At 43.8% G+C, this 15993-nt stretch carries 16 protein-coding genes; 15 read left to right on the forward strand and 1 reads right to left on the reverse strand.

What is annotated here, in order from left to right; translation table 11 throughout:
- Positions 1-3: 3 nt before the first annotated feature.
- The 14 genes from nrfC (at position 4) to ACED42_RS11800 (ending at position 14176) form a co-directional block, all read left to right on the forward strand.
- Complete coding sequence (gene nrfC, locus ACED42_RS11735; RefSeq protein ID WP_012604317.1) at positions 4-690, forward strand: cytochrome c nitrite reductase Fe-S protein; 687 nt, start codon at positions 4-6, stop codon at positions 688-690.
- Positions 691-692: 2 nt separating this feature from the next.
- Entirely contained in the window at positions 693-1667 is a 975-nt protein-coding gene (gene nrfD / locus ACED42_RS11740; RefSeq protein ID WP_102258305.1) for a cytochrome c nitrite reductase subunit NrfD, read from the forward strand.
- Positions 1668-1795: 128 nt separating this feature from the next.
- On the forward strand, positions 1796-3718 hold the full coding sequence (locus ACED42_RS11745) for a heme lyase CcmF/NrfE family subunit (protein WP_371702659.1): 1923 nt from the start codon (positions 1796-1798) through the stop codon (positions 3716-3718).
- Positions 3699-4271, forward strand: a complete 573-nt coding sequence (locus tag ACED42_RS11750; RefSeq protein ID WP_135442627.1) for a DsbE family thiol:disulfide interchange protein — start codon at positions 3699-3701, stop codon at positions 4269-4271. Before ACED42_RS11745 ends, ACED42_RS11750 begins: the two co-directional genes overlap by 20 nt.
- Positions 4268-4708: a cytochrome c-type biogenesis protein gene (locus ACED42_RS11755; protein ID WP_012604312.1), complete on the forward strand. Its 441-nt coding sequence runs from the start codon at positions 4268-4270 to the stop codon at positions 4706-4708. The genes ACED42_RS11750 and ACED42_RS11755 overlap by 4 nt, the downstream gene beginning before the upstream one ends.
- 89 nt (positions 4709-4797) lie before the next feature.
- The gene (locus ACED42_RS11760) at positions 4798-4974 is read left to right on the forward strand and encodes a hypothetical protein (RefSeq protein WP_009848837.1); all 177 of its coding nucleotides are present in this window, start codon (positions 4798-4800) and stop codon (positions 4972-4974) included.
- A 249-nt stretch (positions 4975-5223) separates the two neighbouring features.
- A complete protein-coding gene (gene ribA, locus ACED42_RS11765) occupies positions 5224-5820 on the forward strand; it encodes a GTP cyclohydrolase II (RefSeq protein WP_009848836.1) in 597 nt (198 codons plus the stop codon).
- A gap of 176 nt (positions 5821-5996) precedes the next feature.
- A complete protein-coding gene (locus ACED42_RS11770) occupies positions 5997-7256 on the forward strand; it encodes an imelysin family protein (protein WP_009848835.1) in 1260 nt (419 codons plus the stop codon).
- Between the two features lie 112 nt (positions 7257-7368).
- Positions 7369-8757, forward strand: coding sequence for a di-heme oxidoredictase family protein (locus ACED42_RS11775; RefSeq protein WP_371702660.1), 1389 nt, complete (start codon positions 7369-7371; stop codon positions 8755-8757).
- A gap of 158 nt (positions 8758-8915) precedes the next feature.
- A complete protein-coding gene (locus ACED42_RS11780) occupies positions 8916-9977 on the forward strand; it encodes an imelysin family protein (RefSeq protein ID WP_102258311.1) in 1062 nt (353 codons plus the stop codon).
- A complete protein-coding gene (locus tag ACED42_RS11785) occupies positions 9967-11055 on the forward strand; it encodes a DUF1513 domain-containing protein (RefSeq protein WP_371702662.1) in 1089 nt (362 codons plus the stop codon). The genes ACED42_RS11780 and ACED42_RS11785 overlap by 11 nt, the downstream gene beginning before the upstream one ends.
- Before the next feature lie 81 nt (positions 11056-11136).
- Positions 11137-12675: a murein L,D-transpeptidase gene (locus ACED42_RS11790; RefSeq protein ID WP_371702663.1), complete on the forward strand. Its 1539-nt coding sequence runs from the start codon at positions 11137-11139 to the stop codon at positions 12673-12675.
- 199 nt (positions 12676-12874) lie between these two features.
- Positions 12875-13423: a DUF882 domain-containing protein gene (locus ACED42_RS11795; protein ID WP_371702664.1), complete on the forward strand. Its 549-nt coding sequence runs from the start codon at positions 12875-12877 to the stop codon at positions 13421-13423.
- Positions 13424-13522: 99 nt separating this feature from the next.
- Positions 13523-14176 (forward strand): MBL fold metallo-hydrolase, encoded by a 654-nt coding sequence (locus tag ACED42_RS11800; RefSeq protein ID WP_004733386.1) that lies wholly within the window; start codon positions 13523-13525, stop codon positions 14174-14176.
- A 107-nt stretch (positions 14177-14283) separates the two neighbouring features.
- Here ACED42_RS11800 and ACED42_RS11805 read toward each other — a convergent pair whose 3' ends face one another.
- Entirely contained in the window at positions 14284-15084 is an 801-nt protein-coding gene (locus tag ACED42_RS11805; RefSeq protein WP_371702666.1) for a DUF2982 domain-containing protein, read from the reverse strand.
- A gap of 220 nt (positions 15085-15304) precedes the next feature.
- Here ACED42_RS11805 and ACED42_RS11810 point away from each other — a divergent pair, with 220 nt between their 5' ends.
- A complete protein-coding gene (locus ACED42_RS11810; RefSeq protein ID WP_012604302.1) occupies positions 15305-15697 on the forward strand; it encodes a hypothetical protein in 393 nt (130 codons plus the stop codon).
- Positions 15698-15993 lie beyond the last annotated feature (296 nt).

The following is a 15993-nucleotide window of genomic DNA, read 5'->3' on the forward strand; positions in this document are numbered from 1 at the left end:
TCTATGAGCTGCTCAAGAAGAAACTTTTTAGCAGGCGCTGGTGCCGTTATTTTTACCACGGGTGTAGCGGGAACTGCGGCGGTGACAAGTCGTAAAACGTTAGCCAATGTTCAAGAAGATGGTGCTAAACGTTATGGAATGATTCATGACGAAACCGCGTGTATTGGTTGTACTGCTTGTACAGAAGCATGTCGTGAAGTGAATAAAGTGCCTGAAGGCGTGTCGCGCTTAGAAATTATTAAGAGTGAACCCCAAGGCGAATATCCAAATGTTGATTACCGTTTTACTCGTAACTCTTGCCAACATTGTGATAACGCGCCGTGTGTGATGGTTTGCCCAACAGGTGCAGCCTACAAAGATGAAAAAACCGGCATTGTCGACGTTCATCAAGAGAAGTGTGTCGGTTGTGGTTACTGTTTGTTAGCGTGTCCATATCAAGTGCGCTTTTTCCATCCAGAGAACAAGTCAGCCGATAAATGTAACTTCTGTCGTGATACTAATCTAGCACAAGGAAAGTTGCCTGCTTGTGTCGAATCTTGCCCAACTAAAGCGCTGACATTCGGCGATTTAAATGACCCTAAGAGTGAGATAAACCAAGTACTTCAATCCGAGGTGGTTTACAGAGATAAAGCCTATCTAGGCACTCAACCAAAACTCTATAAAGTGCCACACCAAAAAGGGGAGATTTGATTATGAGTGCATGGGACGCAGCTTTTCAGTCTGGTACCGTGGTATGGGACTGGATTATAGCAATCTATCTATTTCTCGCGGGGATGTCGGCGGGTGCCGTAATGATCTCCATTTACCTTAAGCGCAAGGTTATTGAAGGCGATCCTGCTCATAATGGTGTGTTAAAGGCGACAGCTTTTCTTGCGCCATTTGGGATCATCTCAGGCTTGCTGATCTTGGTTTTCCACCTGACAAAACCGTTATCCTTTTGGAAGATCATGATCTTCTATAATCCAACGTCTGTGATGTCGATGGGTGTGATCTTATTCCAAGTGTATATGGTGATCTTGTTCCTTTGGATCGGCATTATATTTAGAGATCAAATTGTCGTGTTCTTGAGTGACCAAACATGGTTAAAAGGACGACTCGACTTTGTCGGGAACTGGATTGGCAAATTAGAAGTGTTTGAGAATGCTCTGGAAATATTCCTAGCTGTTCTTGCTTTGATGCTTGCCGCTTATACCGGATTCTTGCTGTCAGCTTTAAATACCTTCCCACTATTGAATAACCCAGTACTGCCGATTTTGTTCTTGTTCTCGAGTTTATCTTCGGGTGCGGCGGCGTGTATTTTATTTGGTGTGTTGGTCTTTAAAGAATCACCTCATAGCCCGAGTATTTCATGGATCCACGGATTTGAACGTCCGGTAGTGATGTTTGAGTTGTTTGTACTTATTACTTTCTTTACTGGGCTTATCTTCGCTGGCGGTCAAAGTGAACAAGCAGTATGGAACGCAATTGGCAGTGGTTTCTGGGCGAGTTGGTTCTGGTATGGCGTCATCGGTGTTGGCATGGTTTTACCGTTGTTGCTGAATGCCGTGACACCAACCTCAATCCGCCATAGCTCGGTGTATATTTTCTCCGTGACTTCGCTAAGCCTAATGGGCGTATTAATGCTGCGAACTTTTGTCCTTTATGCAGGGCAGTTAACGATAGCTTAATTTCGCGCAAGTTTATTAGTGAGCAGATGTTGGATACTAGACATCTGCTTATTAATGAACATGCTTTTAGTAAACATGAGATGCGTGTTCGGATCGGCTCTGCTCTAGCGGAGCCTTATTGAGGTGATATGGTCGGTTCTTTGGGGCTGTTTAGTTTAGTGTTGGTTGCTGTACTCAGTAGCATTATTGGTGTGCATTCGTTTTATCAAATGCTAAACAAACGGACGCAAAATATAAGTTTAATCCGCAGTTTCTCTCTTTCAAGTGCATTGTTTTCTCTCACTTCTGTCGCATTGCTTGGTTATGCTTTTGTCAGTGATGACTTCTCTATTCTCTATGTCGCTGAACATTCAAATACTCAATTACCCTCATTTTTTAAGCTAGCAGCCGTATGGGCGGGCCATGAAGGTTCCTTGTTATTTTGGGTACTGACGATCAGCGTCTGGTCTGGCGTGATTGCCTTACAAAAACACTATTCGAATGAATACCAAAGCCGCGTGTTGTGGGTAATGAATCTACTGCTCGCGATATTTGCTTGGTTCACCTTATTCGCATCAAACCCATTTGAAATGAATTCGATCTTGCCGCTAGAAGGGCGTGACCTTAACCCTATGCTGCAAGATGTCGGCCTGATCTTTCACCCTCCATTACTTTACCTTGGCTATGTCGGTTTTTCTGTGGTGCTGGCATTTGCAGTTGCCGCTTTGCTGGTTGATCCTATTGAGTTTGATTGGGTTGCCCATTGTCGCAGTTGGTGTCTAGTTGCTTGGATCTTTTTAACCGCAGGGATCATTCTTGGCTCTTGGTGGGCGTATTACGAATTAGGCTGGGGCGGCTGGTGGTTCTGGGACCCTGTTGAAAATGCCAGTTTGTTACCGTGGCTCACTTCGACAGCCTTGCTGCATTGTTTAGGTGTTGCTAAGGGTAAACAACAGCTTCTGAAGTGGTCTCTAAGCCTTGCTTTCATTACATTTTGTTTGAGTATCTTAGGCACCTTTATTGTTCGTTCTGGCGTATTAACGTCGGTGCATGCGTTTGCGGTCGACCCGACCAAAGGTATCGCACTACTACTTATATTGATGTTGGTGCTAGTGAGCTCTTTCTCTCTTCTTATCATCAGAGGGGAATCTTTTGAATCTAACCCGATTACTAGCTTCGCCAGTAAGAGCTTTTTAAGCCTAGTTGCGGTGCTCATTTTTGTATTAGCGACCGCTGTTGTGGTGTTTGGTACATTTTATCCAATGGTCTTTGAGCTGCTTGGGCTAGGTAACATATCGGTCGGTGCACCATACTTTAATCTGTTGATTGCACCTTTGGCTTTGCTTGCACTTGGCGTGGTTGGCTTAGCCCCATTGTTGAGTGTTAAACCTCAAGCAACCAAAGGTGTTATTTCATTGTTAGTTCTTATGTCGTTGGCATTGGGTTACGTTTGTTATTCTTGGCAAGTGGAACAAGTCCAACGACAAGTGATGGCTCTGATGACATGGGCACTCGCATTTTGGGTTTTACTCACTCATGTTTATGGCTTAGCGGTAACGCGCAGTTCCAAGTTCCAACGAAAAGTCTGGGTGATGACATTTGCCCATGTCGGGGTTGCAGTACTCGCTGTAGGTGCGGCAATGAATAGCTACCACTCGTTTGAGCGCAGCTATAAACTGAGCCCAGGAGCACAAGTAGAGTTCATGGATTGGACGCTTGCTCATGAAGATACAGAGCTTTATGTCGCCTCAAACTTTACCGCAGAGAAGGCGATACTTAAGCTAGAAACTGGTGAGCAAAGTTTTTCCATTACACCTGAAAGAAGACATTATCAAGTTCGAGTGATGAACATGAGCGAGCCCGCAATGAAATGGTTCTGGCATGGCGATGTGTATATCACCATGGGTGAGAAAGTTGACGCTACCGCTTACGCATTTCGAGTTCAGTACAAAGCGTATGCTCGTTGGATATGGCTTGGTGGGCTGTTCTCAATTCTAGGTGCTGTGCTTTCACTGACCAATCGTAAAAAGAAAACCGTTAAGGCTGCACAGTATGCATACCAGCGTTCGTAATAAACTCATTGCTCTATTTTCAGTGGCTGTTGCTTTGGTCGTTGCATTTTCATATGCGCTCGACAATAAGCAACAAACGACCAGCGTTTCAGATCAAAAAAGGGCTTTCCCTGAATTTACGGCAGAAAAACTCGTTACTGATGAGTCATTCGATTCTGAAGCATTAAGCTCTGAAACGGCTAAGCTTACGCTTACTGATATTACTCAACATCCTTACCAACTGGTCAATGTATGGGCTTCATGGTGCGGAATATGTAAAACCGAGCACGCTTTTTTACTCGAACTGCAGAAGAAAGGCATTCCAATTGTCGGTCTCAATTATCGAGATAACCCCGGTGCTGCGCTTAATGTATTGTCCAACGACGGCAATCCGTACGCAACTGTGATCAGTGATCCTCAAGGGAAGTTGGCTTTAGAACTCGGTGTCATAGGGACTCCTGAGACGTATTTAGTCGATGCTGAAGGCCAAATAGTTAAGAAGTTGCTAGGTGTGATTAATGAATCGGTTTGGCGCAAAGAACTCGCTCACTATTTTAAAGGTAAAAATGGATGATGAAGTTCCTGCTCAACATAGTGCTCATACTTAGCTCCGCTATTGTCGTCAACTTCCCTGTAATAGCCGAGGACTTGTTTACGGCGAGTGATAAAGATACAAGCATTCAGGTAGAGTTATTTGAGTTTGAAAGCCCTAATCAACAACAGCGTGCTATTAGTTTGGCAAAATCGCTGCGCTGCCCACAATGTCAGAATCAAAATCTGATTGAGTCGAACTCTCCCATAGCAAAAGATTTACGCCTTGTTGTATTCAATATGGTGAAAGCAGGGAAGAGTAACAATGAAATCACTCAGTACATGACAGAAAGGTTTGGTGAATTTGTGCTTTATAAGCCAGCAATGAGTGTTTCAAACATATTACTTTGGTTGTTACCGAGCCTATTATTTCTTTTGTTTGTATATTTATCAGTAGCGAGTGTTAGGAAGGACTCATAAAAATTGTGTATTACTGTTTACCAATTGAGCTGTATTTTGTAATATTAACGGATTATAAAGGCTAAGCACTGTTATATAAGGATGTGTTTGTGGATAACGTAATCTCAAATTTAAAAAAAGAGTTCTATACTCATGTCCGTTCTGATAAATGGGCAGAAAAATACAGTGCAAAGTCGAGCATCTCTACACTGACACAAGAAGAGTTAAGTGAATTAGAGAATGCTTGGGTGCAGCTTGTTATCTGGAAGCAAACTCAACTAAGCTGATCGTTCCGCAAAAAGTGTAGTCTTAGCCGCAATTGATTGATTTATAACCCCATGTTGGTCATCCCAACGTGGGGTTTTTTGTTACCCAGAAAATTAATTGTTATAATATAACAATTTGTACGTGGTCGACCTTGAAAAAAATTGTTAACAGCCTCATAGTGTCTATCATTAGATAGTTAGCTACAAAATATTGCCTAGACATATAGTGTAGTGTTGTTAAATACATCGAATTTTCAAGTGAGTATAGCTATGGCGGAAGTGCGTGCCAGAATAGATTTCAAAGTAGGGGTAACAAGCAGTATTGATGCTGAACTTCTGTCTTTTCATGGATTGAAAACAGATAAAGAGCATGTTGCTGTGATATTTAAATCAGCGGATAAGACACAAGACATACCTCTTGTTCGTATGCACTCTGAGTGCCTGACTGGTGATGTTTTTCATTCTTCTCGCTGTGACTGTGGTGAGCAGTTAGATGAAACCATCAGAATTATGGGTGAGACGGGGGGAGTGATTCTTTACTTACGCCAAGAAGGTCGTGGTATTGGTTTGTATAACAAAATCGATGCGTACCGTCTGCAAAGCGAAGGCATGAACACCTATGAAGCGAATAACCACCTAGGTTTTGGTGATGATTTACGCGACTTTACCGAAGCGGCAGAAATGCTTCGCGCTTTAGGAACCACAAAAATTCGTTTGGTTACTAACAACCCTAAGAAAATCAATGAGCTGAAATCTTTCGGTATTGAGATTGAAGAAGTGGTGAATACTTCTGCACATATCAAGTCGGGAAATGAGAGTTACCTGAAGGCGAAAGTCTCACACGGTAAGCATAATCTGGATATTTGATAAGCTTCCTTTATTGCTATAGCACAAAAGTATTTAAAGACCTCACAAATGTGAGGTTTTTTTGTATTTATCTTGCAATAAAATTGTAAGTTTGTATTATTCAAATCTGTGGTGTAAATGATAATGGTTTGCACTATTACTACGAATAATAATTCAAAGCTCAACAAGGATGCTTCATGACCATTAAATCTTTAGTGACAAAAGCCGTAACTTCGTCACTCATTTTTGCCTCTGCTTCTTCTTTTGCAGCAGTAACTCAAGATCAAGTTGTAGAACATTACGCCGATATTGCTCATGCAGTGTTTGCAGATTCAGTAATTACAGCAAAAGCGTTGAACTCTTCTATTGATACCTTCTTAGCTTCTCCTTCTGCTGGCAATTTCGAACAAGTAAAGCAAGCTTGGCTAGACTCTCGTGTACCTTACCAACAGTCTGAAGTATTTCGCTTTGGTAACGTTGTTGTAGATGATTGGGAAGGCCAATTAAATGCATGGCCGCTAGATGAAGGCCTTATCGATTACGTTTCGACTGATTACCAATATGAACTTGGTAACGAAGGCGCTAGCGCAAACATCGTTGCAAATAAGACTTTCCAAATTGGTCAGACAACAGTAGACGCAACTAACATTACTCCAGAGCTAATTGCAGACCTGAACGAGATCGGTGGTTCTGAAGCGAACGTAGCGTCTGGCTACCACGCGATTGAATTCCTACTTTGGGGCCAAGATTTAAACGGTACTAACAGCGGTGCAGGTGAGCGTGCTTACACTGATTTCGTTGTTGGTGCTGAGTGTACTAATGGTAACTGTGACCGTCGTGGCGCATACCTAAAAGCATCAGCTGAACTACTTATCCAAGACCTAGAGTGGATGGAAAAGCAGTGGGCTGAAGGCGAAAAAGGCAACTACCGTCAAGAGCTTCTTTCTGAATCTAGCGAGAACGGTCTACGTAAAATGCTATTTGGTATGGGCTCACTATCTCTAGGTGAACTAGCGGGTGAGCGTATGAAAGTTGCACTAGAAGCAAACTCTACTGAAGACGAGCATGATTGTTTCTCTGATAACACGCATAACTCTCACTACTACAACGAGCAAGGTATCTACAACGTATACACTGGCTTGTACAAGCGTGAAGATGGTTCTCTACTTTCAGGTCCTAGCCTGTTTGACCTCGTTGAGCAAAAAGACGAGCAAGCGGCGAAAGAGATTCAAAAGCAGTTTGACCTAGCACGTGCGCAAGTTGGTCAACTTGTTGTGTCAGCAGAGAAAAATAACCAGCACTTCGATCAGCTAATTGCTGCTGACAATGCTGCGGGTAACGCATTAGTAAACAAAACTATTGTTGCGCTAGTGTCTCAAACCGCTGCAATCGAGCGTGCTGCTGGTGTTATTGGCATTGATAGCCTAAACCCAGACACAGCGGATCACGAGTTTTAAGAACCCGAGTCCAAAACTATTGTAAGGGCTCTTATTGAGCCCTTAATTGTTTGTTATTCAAAAAAGTTACTCCCTAATAAAAACTAAAATCAAAAACACAGCAAGGCAATGTATGAAGTCGTATCTCTCAGCCTCACTATTAACCGCACTGTTTTTCTTATCTCCGTTGCACGCCCATGAAACCTACTCTGGTGGAAAAACCACAGTAAAGAAAGAAGGCGCGAACGCTTTTTCTCTTCCTGCAGCCAACCTTCCAATGAGCAAACGCTTGGATTTCAGCGTAGGTAACAGCTTCTTTAGAAACCCTTGGGTTCCTGCGCCGTCATCAACCGATGCACGTGATGGGTTAGGCCCACTATTCAATACCAACGGTTGTCAAAATTGCCATATCAAAGATGGTCGTGGTCATGCGCCTGAAAAAGATGACCAGAACGCGGTTTCATTGTTGGTCCGCTTAAGTATCCCTGCTGAAACGCCAGAACAGAGACAAGCCTTCATTCGTGATGGTGGTATTCCTGAACCAACTTACGGCGGCCAGTTACAAGATTTCGCGCTTCAAGGTGTAAAACCCGAGGGCAAAGTGAACATCAGCTACACCGATGTTCCTGTTGAATTCAAAGACGGTACAGTCGTTACTTTGCGTAAACCAATTTTAAAGATTACTGATCTTGCCTTTGGCGAGATGCATCCTAAAACTGAGTTTTCAGCTCGTGTTGCGCCGCCAATGATTGGCCTTGGTTTACTTGAAAGCATCCCGCAAGAAACGATTCTCGGATTTGCTAAACAGCAGTTGGCCGACAAGCAAGGTGTTTCAGGCAAAGCGAACTACGTTCTTGATGTTCAAACTAACGAAATGGCGTTGGGTCGATTCGGTTGGAAAGCTGGCCAGCCAAACCTAATGCAGCAAAATGCGGCTGCGTTTAACGGTGATTTGGGCTTAACGAGTCGCTTATTCCCGAATGAAAACTGCACATCAGCGCAATCAACCTGTGATGATTTCCCAAATGGTGGCGAGCCAGAAGTCAGTGATAATATATTAGACTTCGTTGAGTTTTATTCGCAGCATTTAGCGGTCCCTATTCGTCGCAACGTCGATAAGCCTGCTGTAGTGCAAGGCAAAAAATTATTCAAAGACGTTGGTTGTCAGAGTTGCCACCAAGCCGAAATTCGCACAGCAGAGCGTGAAGGGTTACCTGCGTTGTCTAAGCAATTAATCAGCCCGTATACCGATATGTTGTTGCACGATATGGGGGAAGGCTTAGCCGACAATCGCCCTGAATATCTTGCCAATGGCCAAGAGTGGCGTACGACGCCATTATGGGGATTAGGCTATACCAAAGAAGTGAATGGTCATACGTTCCTGCTTCATGACGGTCGCGCAAGAAACGTTATGGAAGCGGTACTTTGGCATGGCGGTGAAGCAGAAATGGCGAAACAAAACGTTTTAGCTCTTAGTCGCAGCGAACGTGAAGCGCTATTGGCGTTCTTAAACTCGTTATAGGCTGAGTTGAATTCAGTTTAGTTAACGGCTAGTGACTTAAGAAAGCCGCTATCAAACCACTTAGCACCGCTGAACTTGTAGGAATACGAGGTCAGCGGTCGTTTGGTATTTAATGAACTCATATAATTAAAAGAAAAATTAGGAAGTAAGGTAACAGCATGACGCATAAATTTTTGTTAATGCCTTTGTCGGTATTAATCATGGCAGGCTGCCAATCATCGGGCGAACAAGCTGCTTCATCTGAGGTTAATGGTGTGTCTTATCAAGCAGATACGACCGACCACATCAGTCGCAGTGTCTATCAACAAGAGTTTGATTCTGCCGTCCTATTCGCCAAGCAAGCCAATGAGCTAGAAGTCTTGATGCAGGGTTACTGCCAAACTAATGATGTTGAGTTAGATGCTTTGAAAAGTCAGTGGCAGCTCACCATGAACAGTTGGATGGCACTGCAAGGACAAGAAAGAGGCCCAACTGCGGCACTTGAAGAGAGCTGGAATATTCAATTTTGGCCTGATAAGAAGAACACCACCGGTCTTAAAATGCGTCAATTGACTCAGCAGGATAAAGCATGGTCTCAAGACGAAATCGCACAGCAGAGCGTGACCGTTCAAGGGCTGGGTGCGTTGGAATGGTCCCTTTATGACGAGCAATCGTCACTGCTTCAAGACAAAGCACTAGGCTGCCAATCATCACAAGCGATTACTGAAAACTTAGCGATTAAGTCATCTTCGATTGCACAGGCATGGCAGGTTAACCCTTGGCTAGCGTTAGACGAGACTCGTTGGGAGTCTGAATACATCGCTTTATTGACCAACCAACTTGATTACAGCATGAAAAAGCTGAGTCGTCCGATGGCTAAAATCGGTCATCCGCGTCCTTACTTCTCAGAATCATGGCGTGCACAAACTTCGATGACTCAACTAAAAGCGAATGTAGCAGCACTTCAGAATTTGTACCTAGCCGATGGCAATGGCCTAGACGGCTTGTTGAGAGAGAAGGGCTTAAATGACCTTGCTGACCGTGTTGCTGACCAGTTCACGCTAACGTTAGATACTTGGCCTACAGACTCAAGTTTGTTCGAGTTGCTGCAGAGCAAAGAGGGCTATCGAAATGTGCTGACTCAATACAACAAACTAGAACGTTTGAAGTACCTGATTCATGAAGAAGTGGCAATAGAGCTTGGCGTGGTAATAGGATTTAATGCTACCGATGGTGACTGATACTACACGAAGAACGCTACTCAAGGCTGCACTGGGTTGTGCTGCTGTACCTGTACTTCCGTTTGGCTGCGCTAGTCGCTCTGGCGCCGCAAGCACATCTAATGATCCTCAACTGATCGGCTGTGCGCTTAATGGTCGTGGCCAATATTCAGCGGTTGTGGCTGACGAATATGGTATGCCGTTGAGTCAACTGCCGATCCCAGATCGTGGGCATGGCGTCGCAATTTGCCCAACATCATCACATGCGGTGGTTTTTGCTCGTCGTCCTGGTGACTATTTTATGGTGTTTGACTATAAAAATGGTCAGCAGATCAAGATGGTTGTGAAAGGTAACAATCGCCACTTCTATGGTCATGGCGTTTACTCATTAGATAGCAAGTTACTGTATGCCACGGAAGGGAAAACCGACAGTAGCCAAGGTGTGATTGGTGTTTACGATGTCTCACAAGGCTATCGTAAGGTCGAGGAGTTCACGGGCTTTGGTATCGGCCCTCATGAAGTGATCATCATGCCGGATGGTAATCTCGCGATTGGTGTTGGCGGCGTTCATACTGACGGTAGAACACCGAAAAACTTGAATTCAATGCAACCGAGTTTAAGTTATGTTTCACCTGAAGGTGCGCTGCTTGATCAGGTTGAATTGCTAGACAAGAAGCTGAGCATTCGACACTTAGCCCATGATGGTGCTGAAACCGTACTATGTGGCCAGCAATATCGTGGTGAACCAGATGAGTATCCTTCGCTGTTGGCGATGCATACTAAAGGTGGGCAGTTTGAATCACTGAATGCAGAACCAGAGCAATGGGCAAGGTTCAATCACTATATCGCCAGTATTGCGGCGTCAGATGATTGGATTATTGCGACTTCGCCAAGAGGCAACTGTTATGGTATTTGGTCTAAAGAGACTAAAGAGTTAGTGGAACTCTCTGCGTTGTCTGATGCTTCTGGCGCAGTGCTACTTGATGGTGAGTTTCGACTCAGCTCTGGAGCGGGCAGTGTGGTGAGCCAACGCAAGCCTTATAAAAAATCCAGTCAGCAATCATCCGTCCAGTGGGATAACCATTGGAGTGCAATCTAGTTCATAAAGCTCCTTAAAAAATAACATGCTTACTCCTATTTCTTTGCCATACTTATGAGATGATTGGTGATGGGGTTAAGCATGTTAGCAAAATACTTCTGTGGATTATTGGTGTTAGTTTCTGTGCATGCATGGAGCTATACGAGTTCTGACGAGAGCCGATTTATTCCGGCTGATTCAGAGCTCTCTTTTATGCTGATTTATCCAGAGCTTACCCAAAGTATTTATCAAGACTCATCTCTTCCAATTTTGTGGGATTCGCCTGAACTTGTTAAGGCGTTTGAATTCCAGTTGTCGCTTCTCGAACAAGCGCAAATGGCCCCGCTTTTTGAACGACAACTTAAGCAAATCCGCCACTATCAAACTCGTGGGCAATGGCAAGAGTTGGACATCTTGTTAACCGATACCTTTATTTATTACCTAAGCTACGTTGAGAATGCGCCACTTGCCGGTAAAGAGTGGTATTTCTCGGGCAAGCTGCATTCCAAGTTGCCTGCGCCTTCTCCACATATCCTGATGAGATTGAAAAGCAGTGTCACCAATGATTACTTATTAGAAATGGTATTGTCCTATGCGCCGCCTGTTGGGGATTTTGACCAATTCAAGGCGACCTACTCCGTGCTAGAAACTGCGTCTGAACTCAATATAGAGCGATACAGACAGAAAGGGTTGAAACGCTTAGGTGATGAGCTTTCAGACAAAACCATTCTTGTTGAACGCATTGCTTTGGTTGGTGTTGATACCTCGATGATCGCGGTCGATTTCCCTGTATTTGACCAAGATCTGCAATCGGCAATTAAGTCTTTTCAGCGAATGCACGGCCTTACAGACGATGGGATCGTCGGGCCGGATACGATCAAATGGATCAACATGAGCTTTGATGAACGATTGACTTCGCTGGCTCTCAATGCCGAACGTGTTCGTTTGTGGCCAAGAGACAGAGACTCTCTCATCGTCGTCAATGTCCCTAGTTTTGATATGAAGTATTGGGAAGATGGTGAAGAGGTCTTTGAGTCCAAAGTCGTGGTGGGCAGAAAGTCGCGAAAAACACCGCTTTTAGAGATAAACCTAGATTCGGTTATCTTAAATCCTACTTGGAACGTGCCATGGAAAATCATGGTCAAAGACATCTTGCCTAAAGTAAAAGCGGACGAAAGCTACCTAGAGACACACAACTTTCAAGTGATTGATGGTTGGCGCACCATGGAAACCGTCGACACCACAGATATTGATTGGCAGACCATCAATTTCAATTCGTTCCCATATCGAATGCGTCAACAGGCGGGCTCACGTAATGCATTAGGTTTGTACAAGTTCAACACACCCAACAAGCGAGCTATCTATCTGCACGATACGCCAAGTAAAGGCCTGTTTAATGATGACTTCCGTGCTTACAGTTCAGGTTGTATACGTGTCGAACATGCAGAGGAATTGGCTGAATTGTTGTTTGCCACCAAGGTAAGGAAAGTACCTAACCAAAGTAACGATCTTGCTCCTAATACTAAGGTTCGCCTCAAGAAGCGAATCCCCTTGCATATCATCTATCAAACCGTGCTGTTTGAAGAAGGGGGCATACAGTATCGTGGTGACATCTACCAATATGATAAAGAGGGTGGTTAACCATCATTGAAGCCAATAAGGGTGATCTTGACCAAAAAATGACAACCAAGCTTCTATTGATAAAATTATAATGTGGATCAATAACTAACCGTACAAAGGTTACAATTACTAACCTTTTGGGCGGTTTTTGTACGTTGACGCAGCAATTTCCATTATGTATCGTGCATTTTTCGTTCGATCTAATTGGTTTTTTTGCTGTATGTCTCAAAGTTTATTTTCACGCCGTCAGTTTCTGACTTACGCTGGTGGTACTGCTGTTGCCGCCTCAATTACTCCTTCTATCGCTTTTGCTTCATACCCTGATCAACCAAGAACGATTAGCATGAACAATCTTCACACAGGTGAACGATTAGAGACCTGTTATTTCGATGGTACTAACTATGTTGGTGATGAAATGGCTCGTCTAAGCAAACTGTGCCGTGATTTCCGTCGTAATGAGATTCATCCAATGGATAAGAACCTGTTTGATCAGATCACTCAGATTCAAAATGTACTGGGTATTCAAAAAGAAGTTCAAATCATCTCTGGTTACCGTTCTCCAGCGACCAATGAAGCACTGCGCTCAAAGTCGAGTGGCGTAGCCAAGAAGAGCTACCACATGTTAGGTAAAGCGATCGATTTCCGTATTGATGGCGTTAACCTAAAAGAATTAAGAGACGTTGCTAAAAGCTTGAATGCGGGTGGTGTCGGTTATTATGCGCGTAGCAACTTTATCCATATTGATACAGGTCCAGCCCGCAGTTGGTAGCGTTAAGCTGAATTTACGAGCGAATGCTAGGTACTTGTCAAAGTAGACATCCAATGTCATAGTTTGCCCAAATTTCAGTTTGCCCTCTAAGGTTTGTATATGTCTCTTAAGTATCAAGTTGTCCCTGTTACCTCGTTCTCTCAAAACTGCTCAATTGTGTGGTGTGATGAGACAATGGAAGGCATTGTTGTCGATCCGGGCGGTGATGTTCAGCAACTGGCTGCTATCATCGAAGAGTTAGGTGTTAAAGTGGTGAATTTGGTATTGACTCACGGTCACCTAGACCATGTGGGCGGAACAGTACCGCTTGCTGAAATCTTGAACGTGAACATTGTTGGCCCACATAAAGCCGATAACTTTTGGCTTCAAGGTCTAGAGAATCAAAGCCAGATGTTCGGCTTCCCACTGTGTAAAGCTTTTGAACCAAACACTTGGTTAGAAGAGGGCGACAAAGTGACTTTTGGTAACCAAGTTATCGATGTGATTCACACGCCGGGTCATACTCCGGGTCACGTCGTGCTATTCAGTGAGCAAGCGCGTATGGCGTTTGTTGGTGATGTTTTATTTAACGGTGCTATTGGTCGCACGGATTTCCCGCAAGGCGACTTCAACACGCTAATTGCTTCAATCAAGACTAAACTTTGGCCGCTAGGCAGTGACGTGACATTTGTACCGGGCCATGGTCCAGAGTCTACATTTGGTCGTGAACGCGCATCAAATCCATTCGTTGCCGACGAGATGCCTCTTTATTAATTAAATCTTTGATTTAATATAAGAACGATTGAAAATGAAGCTTAGCTTTTGTTACGGAAGCTAAGCTTTTTTATTGCGTGCGGTTTTACTTTTAAACCTGTTTAATTTTAATCAGAAAGACGTTCGGCTGCCGCCAAGTAGCGTCGAGCCAGTCCAACAAACTCCTCCCCACTGATATTCAAATCATGAGTTGATATGAAAATGTCATACCCGTGGAAGCCTCTTTGATATTTCATCCTGTTGGCAAGCATCGCCTGTAATCCTGAATAATCTTTAATCACCGCGTTGTGATTATTTGCTTTATCGGATGAATCCGCATCCATTTGCGTTTGTTGAGTGCTGAAACTCACTTCGTCGGTATTCTTTGATTCTTTATATTGGCTTAATTCCACACACCCGTTTTCGGTACAACGAGTGTGGTAGTGCGATGAGTCTAAAACCATATCTTCAAAGTTCGATTCTTTACCCGCTTGCTTCGCTCCCAAGTACAAAAGTGCTCGCTGGCTGAGCAGTAATTCACAAGTGATTTTAGGGCAAATCGAATCGAGGTAGGGCGAGTAATCTTTAACCTTGATACCAATCCAAGGAAGAGGTTGGTGCCATCCATCTTTCTCATAGGTACAAAGCCCAATCTTTTGGATGTTATTCCATTTTAAAACCCACCCGCCTTTATAAAAATGCTGCTGAAAATGAGTCGGTGTGAGGGTGAACATCACTCTGCTGCGCAACATTAAATAATAGCCAGTTCTTAGTAGGGCAATAATGCAAAAAGCACCCACGATCAGTAACTTTGGGTTGTCGCTGTAGAGCGCAACGATCAAGCAAACGAAGCCTAAAATGATGGCGAGAATACGATACGAACGTTTGAATGAAGGCAAAGAGAAATTTGTAAGGTGACGAGTGTCCATAGGCAACACCAAATTTTCATATTTTTGTCTGGATGGATAACCAGTGTATATGACCCTGAATTGATAAGTCGATGATTAAATAATAGACGCTAGTAGACAATATCGGTATTTTTCGTCGACTTTCGACGCTTCACTCTACAAATAGCTCCGTTTTTTTGGTATAAATCGCGCTTCAAATTTTCACCACTGCGAAAAGAGCAGTGAACTGGAGAAATATTCAATGAGACTTGCTCATAAGCGTAAGGTGCAGGCTAAACTGCAGAAACGCACTAAAGCGGCTGTAGTTAAAGCAGTGGCAACGCCGAAAAAAGCGAAGCCTGTCGCAGAGAAAGTTGTAGCAGAAAAAACTGTAGCAGCAAAACCAGCGGTAGAGAAAGCAGTAGCAGCAACTAAAGAAGTTGCAGTAGCACTGACTCCTAAGCAACAACAAGTTCTAGACATCGTTGTTAGCAATGCTGAAGGCATTAACCCTAAAGGTATCGGCCTAGCAGCTGGTCAAGAAGACGCGAAAGCAGCTTCATGGGCAACAGGCGCATTGAAAAAACTTCTTGAAGAAAACCTAGTAGCGAAAGAGCAACTTGCAGGTAACAAGGTTATCTACAAAGCTATGTAATCCCGCGGGATGACATTCGTTTCGTTAAAGTTTTTAAGCCTCGATTATCGAGGCTTTTTTGTATCTGGCGGATCATGTTAATCTCAATCCTAAACTCGACCCATACTCATATTCGAACCTAGCCCCAGAAGCCTTTTCCCAATCGGCAGGCCCCTTCCGTTATTCACCAGTCTTTCGCGTGTCCCATGTTTCGAATCAGTAGGTACCAAAGTAGGACGTCTAATTCTCTGAAACTTTGATTTATATGGATAAATGCATTTAAGTGCGTATTCGATGTGTGGCGAGAATAGAGCTTC

The organism is Vibrio sp. FF145 (assembly GCF_041439075.1).
Lineage (GTDB): Bacteria > Pseudomonadota > Gammaproteobacteria > Enterobacterales > Vibrionaceae > Vibrio > Vibrio tasmaniensis_A.